Here is a 13933-nt window from a genome sequence, read left to right as displayed (position 1 = left end):
GATCCTATGAATCCTACTTCGCGTTCCTTTTCATCACAAGACATGACCAGTTTGAAAATCCCCCATACCGATCCAGGTATTCACTCGGCCATTACCCATCGTTTAATGTTCCATCTCTATAAAGCCCATTCTCTGCAAAATGTAGTGATTGTGTGCATCGGCACAGATCGCTCAACAGGCGACTGCCTTGGTCCTCTGGTCGGATCAGCCCTTTCCAAGTGGGACAGCCCTTTATTCCATCTATATGGTACCTTGGATGAACCAGTCCATGCGATGAACCTGCAAGATACACTCCACAACATACAGAAAACACACCATAACCCTTATGTGATTGGCATTGACGCCTGTCTCGGACAATCATCCAGTGTGGGATGCATTCAAGTTGTCAATGGTCCACTCAAGCCGGGTGCGGGGGTAAATAAAGAATTACCGCCGGTCGGCGATATCCATCTGACAGGTATCGTTAACGTCGGCGGCTTTATGGAATACTTTGTTCTACAGAACACACGGCTCAGTCTTGTTATGCGCATGTCCGAGATTATATCCAGCAGTCTGTACTCGGCCATTCGGGAATGGCATACACGTTCTACTCTGCTTGCTGTGCCAGAGTAATAGCTTCCTTTTCCTCTGGGGACAGAGTATACGTGGACTCTCCCCCTTTAAGAGGTTTGGCATATACGTAAGAACCGTCACGGTTATATATCCCCGTAAGGATCATGCCATCCTGGCTATCATTAATCATGGCCATTGAGAAGCTCAGATCACTGCCACGCTCTCCATAAGCATTGTATCTTTTCACGCCAACTTTACCTTGAATGCGGGTCAGCTTTTGCATGACAACTTGCAGCTGATTCGTTTGCAGTTTGTGTTCATCCTCAATGCTGTCCATCTGAATTTTCAGATTAATCAGCAACGATTCCAGGTCCTCTACTCCACTGCCAGCCATCATGGCTTCATATTTACGTTTAAACTTTCGTAACTTTGCCCCTTGAACAATACTCACAATCAGCAAGATCACCGTAAGTAATGCCATTCCGCCAATAATCCATAACAGCTGTTCCAGAATCAGCTCGTTTAATTCAGCCATGTAATTGCAACTACCCCTCTATATTTTTGATCAGATTAACGTCTGTCCTGTAATATTATCATTCATTATAAATCAACCCGATATCCATAAGCTTAATCAAGCAACCCAGTATCAAATGAGTTCATCATTTCAACTCTAATCTAGTCTGCCCCAGTCAATTCCAACACTGCCTTAACGAGTGCTTCCACATGTTCTCTAGTTGAATTGTATCCCACACTGGCCCTTACTGCTCCGGTAGCAGTTGTACCAGCAGATTCGTGTGCAAGCGGTGTGCAATGAAAACCGGAGCGAACCGCAATCCCATAATTCCGATCCAATCGGAAGGCGAGTTGTGCCGAATCATACCCATCCACAGTAAAAGATACTAATCCGGTGCGTGGCTGTCCAATCTCTGGACCAAGCATTCGAATGCCTTTAACGGAGGACAGCCCATCCATTATATGTTGGGTCAGTTCCCACTCATGTTGGTAGATGACCGCTGGTGTCATCTCAAGTACATGTTTCACACCCGCATTCAGCCCTGCGATCCCGACAGTATTCGGCGTCCCCGCTTCATACCGATCAGGACGGACCTTTGGCTGCTCCAAAGCTTCTGACTGACTTCCTGTTCCTCCATGAAGTAAAGGCTCTATATCGAGCTCTGGAGCAATGTACAAGCCCCCTGTACCCTGAGGACCAAGCAGTCCTTTATGCCCTGGAAAAGCCAACATATCAATGCCCAATTGTTGTACATTCACAGGCATAACCCCAGCACTCTGAGCCGCATCTACCAATAAGATCGCCCGATGTTTACGACACAGGAGCGAAATTTCTCCAATAGGAAGAATACTGCCAAGCAGATTGGAACTATGTGTACATACCACCAATCTGGTATTCGAACGAAACATACGTTCCATTTGCATCAGATCAATGGCTCCCGCAGCATTAACAGGTACATAATCAATCTCTACATTTCGGAGTCTTCGCATGTACTCCAGTGGTCGTCTGACTGAGTTATGTTCAGCCATGGTGGCAATCACATGGTCGCCCTCTCTAAGCGAGCCTTGAATAGCTAGATTTAGCGCTTCTGTCGTATTTGATCCGAATGCAATATCATTCGCATTTTTGATTCCAAAGATATTGGATATGGATTTTCTCGCCTCGAACAATACACGACTTGCCTGAACAGCCATGCGGTGACTTCCTCTGCCAGGATTGGCTCCGGCAATCTCCAATGCACTCAACATCGCATCACCGACAGCAGGTGGTTTGGGCCAAGATGTTGCTGCATGATCTAGATAGATAACTCCCTCCACCTCACAACCACCTCTGTCCCATAAATTAATAATTCGCCTGCACATATTGCACATATAACCCTATAAACAAAGAATGACATATCGTTTCTCCATGGTACAGAGGCGATATGTCATGACATGAGTAAGCCCCGCATGTTGTTAATGAATCATAGACCCGACTGTTATTGTAACAATTCCAATAGCCGTTCCAGATCCTGTTGACTGTAGTAGTTGAGCTCAATTTTACCTTTATCTTTATTGTGCTTGATTTTCACTGTTGTTTTGAAACGTTCACGAAGAGATTCTTCCAATGTATCAATGAATGGATCTTTCTTTTTTAACTTCGATTTGGCTTTAGCCTCACCTGTTTTGGATCGATCCAATTGTTGAACAGCTTCCTCCAACTCACGTACACTCCATTGCTGATCAATGGTTTGTTTGGCAAGTTGCTTCACCATAACCTCGTCCTTCACACCCACGATCGCACGTGCATGTCCCATAGATAATGTTCCACGTGAAACATGGTCTTTTACTTCTTCGGGTAATGATAACAGACGCAAGAAGTTAGCAATGTGAGAACGTGATTTACCTACTTTTACAGACAACTCTTCCTGAGTCAACGCGAATTGATCCATTAACCCCTGATAAGCAACTGCAACTTCCATGGCGTTCAGATTCTCCCGTTGCAGGTTCTCGATCAACGCAATCTCCATTACCTGCTGATCACTGAAGTTACGGACTACAGCCGGTACCGTGGCATTACCACAATATTGCGAAGCTCTGAACCTTCGTTCTCCAGCGATAATCTCATAACCTCGTAATACAGGACGAACAATAATGGGTTGTATGACACCATGCTGACGAATGGACTCAGCCAGTTCATGTATTGCGCCCTCATCAAATACTTTACGTGGTTGATAGGGGTTAGCCCGCAGTTGACTAATCGGGATTTCTACGACTTTATCATCGTCATTAATTGAAAGCGAAGGAATGAGGGCATCAAGACCTTTTCCAAGCCGCTTACTCATAAGAAATCACTTCCTTTGCGAGCTCTAAATACACTTCCGCCCCTCTTGAACGAGGGTCATACGTAATAATGGATTGACCATGAGATGGTGCTTCACTAAGCCGTACATTACGCGGAATAATTGTTTGATATACTTTTTGTTGAAAATACTTTTTCACTTCTTCAATAACCTGAATTCCCAGATTGGTCCGCGCATCAAACATCGTCAGCAATACCCCTTCAATCTGCAGGGATGTATTCAGATGTTTCTGTACCAGACGAACCGTATTAAGCAACTGGCTTAATCCTTCAAGTGCATAATACTCACACTGAATCGGAATGATCACCGAATCGGAAGCAGTCAACGAATTGATCGTTAACATACCAAGGGATGGTGGACAATCGATCAGTATGTAATCATAGTTTTTTTTCACCATGGCGAGTGATTTTTTCAGGCGAACTTCCCGTGATATCGTGGACACCAATTCGATCTCGGCTCCGGCAAGCTGAATCGTTGCAGGTATGATATGAAGGCCTTCAATCTGAGTCTCCACAATCGCTTCTTGAGGAGGAACCTCATTGATAATGACATCATATATACAATTAGCCACATCTGCTTTATTGATTCCAACTCCGCTGGTTGTATTCCCCTGAGGGTCAATATCGACAAGCAATACTCTTTTCCCGAGTGAAGCCAGTCCTGCACCCAAGTTAACAGATGTCGTCGTTTTCCCCACACCGCCCTTTTGATTTGCTACGGCCATAATCTTAGACAATTACTTCACCTCAAATAAAATAGGAGTCTTTTCTTGTAGGTTGTGAGATATTGTTAACAAAAAGCAGGCGGCTATCGTCCACACAAACAACAACTACCGTTCCATCAATATACCGACCGTTCTTTAAAAATGTCAGACCTAGCTTGCTTTATAGACATAAAAAGCGGCCCATTGCCGCCATAAGCTTCAATTATTTGCGTTTTGGAATATGGATAACGATCTCATAATGATCCTCATGGTCTGCTTCTTTGGTTTTAATGTCCAGACCTGAGCCAGTTACCATATCAATGGATTGGCGAATCGTATTAAGTGCAAGTCTTACATCCTTGGTAAAGGAAACACGTCTAGATTTTTTAATCTTGGAAGATTCCTTGTAGAAGGCAACACGTGCCTCTGTCTGTTTCACATTCAATTCTTTTTCGATAATCTCACCGAGCAACTTCATCTGCAGTTCTTCCGTATCGAGAGAAAGTAATGCTCTTGCATGCCGTTCAGAAATTTTGCGTTCCATCAATGCGGCCTTAATGCCTTCTGGGAGCTGCAACAACCGAATCTTGTTAGCGATGGTTGACTGGCTTTTGCCGAGTCGTTGTGCCAGACTTTCCTGTGTCAGTTGATGCAAGTCGATCAGCTTCTGATAAGCGACAGCTTCTTCAATTGAAGTCAATCCTTCACGTTGCAAGTTCTCAATCAGTGCAATGGATGCGGCCTGAGAATCGTTGAACTCACGTACAATAGCCGGAATCGTATCCAAACCCAGTTTTCGAACTGCACGCCAGCGACGTTCCCCGGCAATAATCTCATATGATCCATTTCGCACGCGAACGACAATAGGCTGAATTACGCCATGTGTTTTGATCGTCTGCAACAACTCATCAATTTTATCATCATCAAAAATAGTACGGGGTTGATATGGGCTGCTCACAATTTCATTGACCGGAATCTGTTTGATCTCATCTCCGTTATTGCGCTCCGCCAAACCAAACAACTTCGAAAATTGTTCTTTCATTCCGCAGATTACCACCTAGTTTCGTAATAGCTCCCACAGTCTTTGCAGGTGCTTCTTATTCAATAAGCGACCTTTCACATGCATCGTTCTTGGAATAAGTTTTGCCTTTCATAACGCTTTCTGTCATGCAACATCGAACGCATATCCATCTATCTATACATATAATCTATGATCGCTGTGACCCAGGATCGGATACTTCTATTCTATCATCTTTTCTATCATAATCCTATGCTTACCTATTCTTTAAACTCTGCTAATTTTCCTGCTTTTTCTTTGTGAATATTGGAAATATGACGACTTGTACACATTCAATTAATGAATTTGTTCATGAGCTACTGTGCATGAAATTCATCATTACAGGTTCTTTAAGAGATATGTAATACGGAGTATCCGCAATGTTGATCGAGTCCTCCATTTCAGAAAACAAAAAAAAGAGAATGTTTCACGTGAAACATCCTCTTTATCTATGTCTAAAATTCTATTTTGTTTTGACTGAATTCAAAACCATCACGTAACTATATCAGCGGAGTCTTCATTGGAGTACCTGGTTTGCGCGGATACTTATATGGTGTTTTATCAAATTTCTGAATCAGAATGATATGACGCTCTGATTCTTCAACCGGCAGCTGGAATGGATGAACGGCCTTAACCCGTCCTTTCAGCTGATTGAAGCTGAACTCCGCTTCCTTCATTTCTTCACGCGGGTCTCCGCCCTTCATCGCAGCGAATATTCCACTTTTACGAACAAACGGAAGACAGAATTCATTCAGCACAGCCAGCTTGGCTACTGCACGCGCCGTAACGAGATCGTAGCTGTCTCGATACCCTTCTTTGCGTCCAATCTCTTCAGCACGACCATGAACCAACTCGACATCTGTCAGCCCAAGAATATCTACCACATGCTGTAAAAAGCCAATCCGTTTATTCAATGAATCAATGATCGTAAGCTTAATATGCGGGAAACAGATCTTCAGTGGCAATCCCGGAAAACCGGCTCCTGATCCAATGTCAGCAAGCTTATTCACTTTGGTCATGTCAGTATAAAAAGCTAGTGATACCGAATCATAGAAATGTTTTGTATACACTTGCTCCCGATCCGTTATGCCCGTCAGATTCATCTTTTCATTCCAGGATACCAGCTCCTGATAATACAGTTCGAATTGCTCCAACTGGAGTTCGCCCAGTTCTAATCCATGTTTCTTTAAGCGCCGCTGCAGTTGCTGTTGAATATCGTCCATTATTGTCCCCTTGCTGCGGTTACACGGTTATAATGCTCCAGGTAGACCAGCAGAATGGAGATGTCGGCAGGAGTAACTCCAGCAATACGAGAGGCCTGACCAATCGAGATTGGACGAATCGTAGCGAGCTTCTGTTTGGCTTCCATAGCAAGACCATGAATCTCATCATATACGATGGTGTCCGGAATTTTCTTTTTCTCCATCTTTTGCAAACGTTCCACGTGGATCAATTGTTTCTCAATATAACCCGCATATTTAATTTGTATTTCCACTTGTTCTTTCATATCTGCTGTCAGTTCTACCTCAGATGGTGAGAGCTGTTCAATCAGTTCATACCCCAGCTCCGGGCGACGCAGCAAGGTAAGCAACGTACTGCCATCCTGAATAGGTGTAGATCCGTACTCTTCCAGCTTGGCATTCACTTCAACCGGGCGAGCTTTAGCCACTTTCAGACGTGCAACTTCCTGCTCGACTTTCGCCTTTTTATCCAGGAATTTCGCATAACGCTCTTCAGGGATCAGACCAATGTCATGTCCGATTTCCGTCAAACGCATATCTGCATTATCATGGCGAAGCAACAGACGATATTCAGCGCGTGAAGTCAACAGACGATATGGTTCATTTGTACCCTTCGTTACCAGATCATCAATCAGCACGCCAATATAACCTTGGGAGCGATCAAGCACAATCGGCTCTTTACCTTGTACTTTGCGTGCTGCATTAATGCCGGCCATAACGCCTTGTCCAGCCGCTTCTTCATAACCGGAAGTACCATTAATCTGACCTGCTGTGAACAGACCTGGCAGACGTTTGGTTTCAAGTGATGGCCACAATTGTGTAGGTACCATCGCATCGTATTCAATCGCATAACCGTTACGCATCATTTCCACTTTTTCCATACCCGGAATGGAGCGCAGAACCGCAAGTTGAACATCTTCTGGCAGACTTGTAGATAATCCCTGCACATAATACTCCGATGTATTTTTACCTTCCGGCTCGAGGAAAATCTGATGTTTAGGTTTGTCGCTAAACCGGACAATTTTATCTTCAATGGATGGACAATAACGTGGCCCAGTCCCTTCAATTACACCCGAAAACATCGGTGCACGATGCAGATTATCATTAATAATCTGATGTGTTTCCACAGATGTATACGTCAACCAGCAAGGCAGCTGCTCATTATCAGAAGATTCTGTTTCATAGGAAAAGAACTTCGGCTCATCATCACCAGGCTGAATTTCGGTTTTGCTAAAATCAATCGTATCCTTGTGCACACGTGGTGGTGTACCTGTTTTGAAACGTACCAGATCAAAGCCCAGTTCACGCAGATGCTCTGACAATTTAAGAGATGGTTGTTGATTGTTCGGTCCACTCTCATACATCAACTCACCCATGATCACTTTGCCGCGCAAGTATGTGCCTGTTGTCAGAACGACCGCTTTAGCCCGATACTCTGTTCCGGTCTGAGTCACAACGCCTACACATTTTCCGTCTTCAACGATCAGTCGATCAACCATACCCTGACGCATCGTCAGATTACGTTCATTCTCCATCGTTTCCTTCATTTTATGCTGGTAGGAGAATTTATCTGCCTGAGCACGAAGCGCGTGAACAGCAGGCCCTTTACCCGTGTTAAGCATCCGCATCTGAATAAAGGTTTTATCGATATTCCGTCCCATTTCTCCACCAAGTGCATCAATCTCGCGCACAACATGTCCTTTGGCCGGTCCCCCAATAGATGGGTTACAAGGCATAAAGGCCACCATATCCAGATTGATCGTAATCATTAGTGTTTTGGACCCCATACGAGCTGCGGCCAGCGCGGATTCCACACCAGCATGTCCTGCACCAACGACGATTACATCATAACTGCCGCCATCAAAAGCCATTCCCGTTTACCTCCTTATTCCGCTGCATTTGGTGTAAATCACACAGACGGATCATGTTCTACAATAATGAAACTACTTCTAACCGTTCATCGGAACTTGCATTCCTATCTATATGAAACCAACACGTAATGGCTACAACATCATTCCATCCTTTGACAACAGGCAGAAATTGTACCTTTCCATCATACACTACGATTCAAGTCAATCCGCAGTATATTTTTTTTACTTTCCTAGACAGAACTGGGAGAAAATCTGATCAATTAATGCATCATGTGCCGTATCTCCAACAATCTCGCCCAAATGCTCCCACGCCAAACGAACATCAATCTGAATCATATCGATCGGAATGAACTGCTCTGCTGCTTCATAGGCATCTACGAGGGACTGCTTCGCTTTTTTGAGCAAAGCAATATGACGCACATTGCTGACATAGGTCAGATCTGCGGACTCCAGTTTACCACTGAAGAATAGCGTAGAGATGGCATCTTCCAGTCGATCCACACCCAGATCATCTTTCACCGACATCGGTACAAGCCGTTCTTCCGGAATGTAACGAAGCAGCACGTCACGTTCTACCTGTGGTGTTAAGTCCATTTTATTCATAATGATTATCGATTGTCTACCGCGGATTTGTTCCAATAATTCAATCTCATCGGGATGAAGTGGCTCCGCAGCATTCACAACCATTAAGATCAGATCGGCTTCACTTACCGCAGAACGAGAGCGTTCTACCCCAATCTTCTCTACAACGTCCATCGTTTCCCGGATTCCTGCCGTATCCAGCAATTTCAGCGGGATATTATTGATCGTAATGAACTCTTCAATTACATCACGAGTTGTTCCTGGAATGTCCGTGACGATAGCTCGATTGTCTTGCGCAAGTGTATTCATCAATGAGGATTTACCCACGTTAGGTCGTCCAACGATTGCCGTCGTGATACCTTCTCGCAGGATCTTTCCTTGTTCTGCTGTAGTCAGCAATTTATCAATTTCAGTCATAACCTGACTGGACTTTTCTTTGATAAAATCAGACGTTAACGACTCCACATCATGCTCTGGATAATCGATATTTACTTCAATATGAGCCAGTGTTTCCACCAGTGTATATCGTAGATCACGCAGTTTGGAGGACAGCTTGCCTTCAACCTGTTTTAATGCAACCGAGAAAGCTCGGTCCGATTTGGAACGAATAAGATCCATGACACCTTCCGCCTGAGACAGGTCAATCCGCCCATTAAGGAAAGCACGTTTCGTGAACTCACCGGGTTCAGCCAGACGAATATCAAGCTGCAACAACAGGTCCATGACCCGTTTTACAGACACTACACCACCATGCGCACTGATCTCCACCACATCTTCTGTTGTGAACGACCGAGGTGCTCGCATGACTGTTACCAGCACTTCCTCGATCTTCTCGCCGCTCGCCGGATCTATGATATGACCATAATGAACCGTATGGGATGCTGCCTGAGTTAAAGGGGTTTTGCTGCGAAAAATCTTTTCCGTCTCCGACACTGCATCCGGGCCGCTGACCCGGATCACGGCGATACCCGCCTCTCCAACAGCCGTTGATATCGCTGTGATCGTATCACTGATCATGGTTATCTCTCCTTGCTCTATTTTAAAATTGCCGCCCCTCAGGGGACGCCATATCCATTTTCAAATCTATTAATGATATAACATATGACATGCCAGTTATCGTATTAAGTTCACTCTTTACTTGTTCTACGCACCTTATCAAATTACTTCTGTACGAAAAAAGCAATGGCTTCTGCACCGGGCAGGAAGCCATTGCGTCTTCAATTTCGTGTTATTTCGTCGTAATAACCACACGCCGATTAGGCTCCTCGCCCTTACTTAACGTCTTAATCTGCGGATGATTTTGCAGTTTTGCATGGATGACTTTCCGTTCGAGCGGAGGCATTGGTTCCAGTACAACTTCCTTACCAGTACGAATTGCTTGTCCAGCCAACCGTTCAGCCAGATCCTCCAGTGTCTTCCGCCGACGTTGACGGAAATTCTCCGCGTCGAGCACAATTCGAACGAAGCTTTCCGAATATCGGTTCGCTACAATGTTCGTTAGATACTGAAGCGCATCCAGCGTCTGTCCACGTCTGCCAATAATCATGCCCAGATCTTCGCCGGCAATATTGAAGATATGTCCATCCCGCTGTTTTTTGATATGCACTTCAACATCCAGTCCCATACCTGCTGCGACCTCTTTCAAGAAAGCAGCCGCTTCTTCATAGGGATTTTTAGCTGCAACATCCTCAAGTAATGCATCTACTTCAGGTTTGTATGCAGCTGGCTTGATCGGCTGTGGAACAACTTCCGGCACAGGCAATAATTTCACTTCAACTTTGGCCGCCCTCACCCCGAACAAACCCAGGAATCCTTTTGACGGCTGCTCTAACACTTGTATCTCGACCTTGTCCCGACTTACGCCAAGCTCGGTCAATCCTTGGTTTACAGCATCTTCAACGGTTTTTCCTGACGTAATGACTTTGGTCATTTCGATTTTTTGGCCCCTTTCGACCCTTTTCCAGAGACGGTCGCTTTGCCACCGTTTTTGCGTTTAGCTCCATTTTTGGAAGAGCTATTCTGCTTCACGTTGACCTCAGCCACGATTTTATCATTATTCCGGTAAAGGAAATAGTTTTGCACGATCGTGTAGATGTTACTGTAGAACCAGTACAGCGGAAGTGCTGACGGGAACTGGTAGGACATCACGAAGATCAAAATTGGATATACCCAAAGCATAAACTGCATCGGACCAACTTGCTGTGCAGGGTTCATACGCATCATCATCCATGTTTGAATGAATGTTGTAATGGCAGCCAGCACTGGCAAAATAAACAGGTGATCCGGTTCCCCGAGCTGAAGCCACAAGAAATCATGTGTTCTCAGACTGGAGTTTCCGTAAATTGAGTTATAAAGTGCGATGTAAATCGGCATCTGAATGATAAGCGGCAGACAACCCGCCATCGGATTAACTTTATTCTCCTGAAACAACTTCATTGTTTCTTGCTGAACTTTCTCAGGTGTATCTTTAAACTTGGCTTGAATCTCCTTCAGCTGCGGCTGAATCGCCTGCATAGCTTTGGAGCTACGGACTTGTTTCATTGTTAATGGTAAAATCAATGTCCGCACAATAAGCACCATCACGAGGACGGCCAGTCCATATTCACCGTTAAACCAGTTGGCGAATGTATCCAGCGCCAGTGAGAACCAGTACACAACATTGCTTTGCCAGAATGAGCCACTATTCTTCAGATCTTCCGTAGTAACCCCGGCTCCTTGTGGAGTACATCCGGCGAGTACAGTGACCATTGCAATGACTGCAATGAGGAGAATCCACTTCCCCTTTGATGTCTTCAATCGCGACACTTCATAACCCCTCTCTTAACCATTCCATTCCACCGTAAATCATACCATAATTAGGAGGACAAATAAACCGAAGCTTACCGCTTGCTCGACTTCAAAAGAGAGCCCTTTCGCATCGCATGTAGCAGGCTTTTTTCCATTTCCTTATAGGGCATGTCCAGTGCACCTTTTCTGACGATAAAAATCAGATCCATCTGCGTGACGATCTCATGCTCATGATGACGAACAATTTCCTTGATCATGCGTCTCATCCGGTTGCGTACGACAGCGTTTCCGATTTTCTTGCTGCATGATACGCCGACCCGAAATTGTTCCGTATCTTTACGGCGACAGCCATACACCACGAATTGATGATTGGCAAACGATTTCCCATACCGGTATACGCGGCTAAAGTCCGCCCGGTTTCGTAGACGCAGTCTTTTATACACGGCGCTTCTCCTTGCTGTTCTCCACCATTGTTATTGACGGAGGCCTCATTACTGATTTAGTATAGGCTTTCTTGAATGACGGTAAACCGTCTTGGCGACAACTTCATTTGGGATGACTGTTTATCAGCTACTTGAACTGATCAGCATTCATCCGGGATGATTGTTGATTGGCCATTTAACCAAGCAAACATTCATCATTATATAAGGTAAGTTTTCGAAAAATGGAAAACTCACTCAACATACTTCATATGTGTTCAGCACTTTTTAGCAGACCATTCAGACCTGATCTGTAGCAGCATCCAGTCTGATTTGAGCTAATTAAGAAAAAAAAGACCACCTCGGTGGTCTTCAATGCATTAAGCACTCAGGTTTTTACGGCCTTTAAGGCGACGTGCGGCCAAAATTTTACGGCCGTTGCTCGTGCTCATTCTTTTCCGGAAACCATGAACTTTTTTACGTTTGCTAACGTTCGGTTTGAATGTAGGTCTCAATGTATTGCACCTCCTCACAAGGAAATACTTATGTGATGAATCACTTTCATCTTCACAGAAAACACCTTTATATATTTAACCATGACCACCTGGAAAAGTCAACTGCAAGGCGTAAGGCTTCTCCCTCTTTTATATACACTCTTCATCCCACCCAAAGTAATGGCCACAATCCGTTCACTTCCATTCCATGACCAAGCCCCGAAGAGAGTCCTGAAAGTTATCCCCAGACCCCGATCAGATCACCCTATTTCAGCATTTATAGTTATCCACACCCTCCAATACCCGCTATCTCCTTCATTACATCCTGTTTAAAGTTATTCACATGTGGATAATGATTATAGGCTATAAATATCGTCGAATTCTAATCAGGTTGTATCCGCTTCAATTAAGGTTTACAAGCTTTTGAGAAAGGTGTAGGATAAAAATCACATCTTGTATACAAGTATATGGATGAAGCTGATTTACTTATCCGCCTTTAGTAGTCCTTTGAAAAAAACATTAGCCGTTAGCTTGTAGCTACAGACTATGGATTGAACTGAACTGTCCAGTCCGCAAAATAGTTATGCTATGATCAGTAATGAACTGATTACTTATTAATAGGAGCGTTAGCCATATGTTATTTCCTTCTTCCTGGCTTCAAGGGGCATCCCGTGGTGAAGCCATTGCCTGCGAATTAAGGCTGCGGATCATCAGTGGTACCCTTCGACCTGGAGAGATTTTGTCGGAAAATCGTATTGCGGCTGATTTTGACAGCAGTCGCTCACCTGTCCGTGAAGCCTTACGTACATTGTCCAATGAAGGACTTATTCGACTTGAACGTATGGGTGTCGTTGTCATTGGACTACGAATCAAGGATGTCGAAGAATTGTATGATGTACGTTTCCTGATTGAAAGTTTTGTGCAGCAGCGACTCGCAGGTGATATTCCAGACTCATTAATCACCCAGTTGCGTAACGTGATCGACAAAATGCAACTTGCTGGACGGCATCAGGACGCTGTCGAATTCGCCTACCAGGATCTCGTTTTCCATGAAACGATTATTGAAGCCGCCCAGCATTCCCGTATCTCACATCTATGGAAGAGTATTCGATATGTTGTGATGACCGTTATGCTGCTCACGACGCGCAGAGTATTCGTTCAAGGCGAACAGAAAGTAAGCGCTGTAATTGAGAAACACCGTTTGCTCGTTGAAGCACTGGAGTCTGGTGACAAAGTGCTCATTCAGGCTGGAGTCCGCACGTATTTCCAAGATTCCGGTAAAACCCTGCACGAAAGCTTTGATTCCTAAAAGGAGCAAGGCGTTTGCAATCATATCCGCTGTGAGTGATTGCGGTTCAACTTGTCGACAAGT

At 44.6% G+C, this 13933-nt stretch carries 14 protein-coding genes; 2 read left to right on the top strand and 12 right to left on the bottom strand.

Annotated features, from left to right (window positions below; translation table 11 throughout):
* Positions 1 to 6: 6 nt before the first annotated feature.
* Positions 7 to 612, top strand: coding sequence for a spore protease YyaC (gene yyaC / locus NSQ38_RS05225; protein WP_036611957.1), 606 nt, complete (start codon positions 7 to 9; stop codon positions 610 to 612).
* On the opposite strand, the gene NSQ38_RS05220 is transcribed toward yyaC, so the two are convergent.
* The 12 genes from NSQ38_RS05220 to rpmH all read right to left on the bottom strand — a co-directional run bounded on the left by NSQ38_RS05220 (position 587) and on the right by rpmH (position 12582).
* The gene (locus NSQ38_RS05220) at positions 587 to 1087 is read right to left on the bottom strand and encodes a DUF4446 family protein (RefSeq protein WP_036671879.1); all 501 of its coding nucleotides are present in this window, start codon (positions 1085 to 1087) and stop codon (positions 587 to 589) included. The genes yyaC and NSQ38_RS05220 overlap by 26 nt on opposite strands.
* Before the next feature lie 140 nt (positions 1088 to 1227).
* Entirely contained in the window at positions 1228 to 2382 is a 1155-nt protein-coding gene (locus NSQ38_RS05215) for an aminotransferase class V-fold PLP-dependent enzyme (RefSeq protein WP_339787498.1), read from the bottom strand.
* A 161-nt stretch (positions 2383 to 2543) separates the two neighbouring features.
* Positions 2544 to 3389 (bottom strand): ParB/RepB/Spo0J family partition protein, encoded by an 846-nt coding sequence (locus tag NSQ38_RS05210; protein ID WP_062836525.1) that lies wholly within the window; start codon positions 3387 to 3389, stop codon positions 2544 to 2546.
* A complete protein-coding gene (locus NSQ38_RS05205) occupies positions 3382 to 4143 on the bottom strand; it encodes an AAA family ATPase (RefSeq protein ID WP_024629525.1) in 762 nt (253 codons plus the stop codon). Before NSQ38_RS05205 ends, NSQ38_RS05210 begins: the two co-directional genes overlap by 8 nt.
* A gap of 190 nt (positions 4144 to 4333) precedes the next feature.
* Complete coding sequence (gene noc, locus NSQ38_RS05200) at positions 4334 to 5152, bottom strand: nucleoid occlusion protein (protein ID WP_091012196.1); 819 nt, start codon at positions 5150 to 5152, stop codon at positions 4334 to 4336.
* 515 nt (positions 5153 to 5667) lie between these two features.
* Complete coding sequence (gene rsmG / locus NSQ38_RS05195) at positions 5668 to 6390, bottom strand: 16S rRNA (guanine(527)-N(7))-methyltransferase RsmG (RefSeq protein WP_036611970.1); 723 nt, start codon at positions 6388 to 6390, stop codon at positions 5668 to 5670.
* Positions 6390 to 8279 carry a tRNA uridine-5-carboxymethylaminomethyl(34) synthesis enzyme MnmG gene (gene mnmG, locus NSQ38_RS05190; protein WP_339787496.1) on the bottom strand — a complete coding sequence of 630 codons (1890 nt, stop codon included), beginning with the start codon at positions 8277 to 8279 and terminating at the stop codon, positions 6390 to 6392. The genes rsmG and mnmG overlap by 1 nt, the downstream gene beginning before the upstream one ends.
* A 222-nt stretch (positions 8280 to 8501) precedes the next feature.
* Positions 8502 to 9878 (bottom strand): tRNA uridine-5-carboxymethylaminomethyl(34) synthesis GTPase MnmE, encoded by a 1377-nt coding sequence (gene mnmE / locus NSQ38_RS05185; RefSeq protein WP_315938907.1) that lies wholly within the window; start codon positions 9876 to 9878, stop codon positions 8502 to 8504.
* Positions 9879 to 10089: 211 nt separating this feature from the next.
* On the bottom strand, positions 10090 to 10791 hold the full coding sequence (gene jag / locus NSQ38_RS05180; RefSeq protein WP_017691417.1) for an RNA-binding cell elongation regulator Jag/EloR: 702 nt from the start codon (positions 10789 to 10791) through the stop codon (positions 10090 to 10092).
* Entirely contained in the window at positions 10788 to 11666 is an 879-nt protein-coding gene (locus NSQ38_RS05175) for a YidC/Oxa1 family membrane protein insertase (RefSeq protein WP_338589664.1), read from the bottom strand. The genes jag and NSQ38_RS05175 overlap by 4 nt, the downstream gene beginning before the upstream one ends.
* Positions 11667 to 11740: 74 nt before the next feature.
* On the bottom strand, positions 11741 to 12091 hold the full coding sequence (rnpA, locus tag NSQ38_RS05170; protein WP_036611981.1) for a ribonuclease P protein component: 351 nt from the start codon (positions 12089 to 12091) through the stop codon (positions 11741 to 11743).
* A gap of 356 nt (positions 12092 to 12447) precedes the next feature.
* Positions 12448 to 12582 carry a 50S ribosomal protein L34 gene (gene rpmH, locus NSQ38_RS05165; RefSeq protein ID WP_017691413.1) on the bottom strand — a complete coding sequence of 45 codons (135 nt, stop codon included), beginning with the start codon at positions 12580 to 12582 and terminating at the stop codon, positions 12448 to 12450.
* A 613-nt stretch (positions 12583 to 13195) separates the two neighbouring features.
* Between rpmH and NSQ38_RS05160 the strand changes: the two genes are divergently transcribed.
* Positions 13196 to 13870, top strand: coding sequence for a GntR family transcriptional regulator (locus tag NSQ38_RS05160; RefSeq protein ID WP_339787494.1), 675 nt, complete (start codon positions 13196 to 13198; stop codon positions 13868 to 13870).
* The last annotated feature ends 63 nt before the right edge of the window (positions 13871 to 13933 follow it).

Origin of the sequence: Paenibacillus sp. FSL R7-0313 (assembly GCF_037969885.1) — a bacterium.
GTDB lineage: Bacteria > Bacillota > Bacilli > Paenibacillales > Paenibacillaceae > Paenibacillus.
This window is presented reverse-complemented; position numbering and strand designations above follow the sequence as displayed.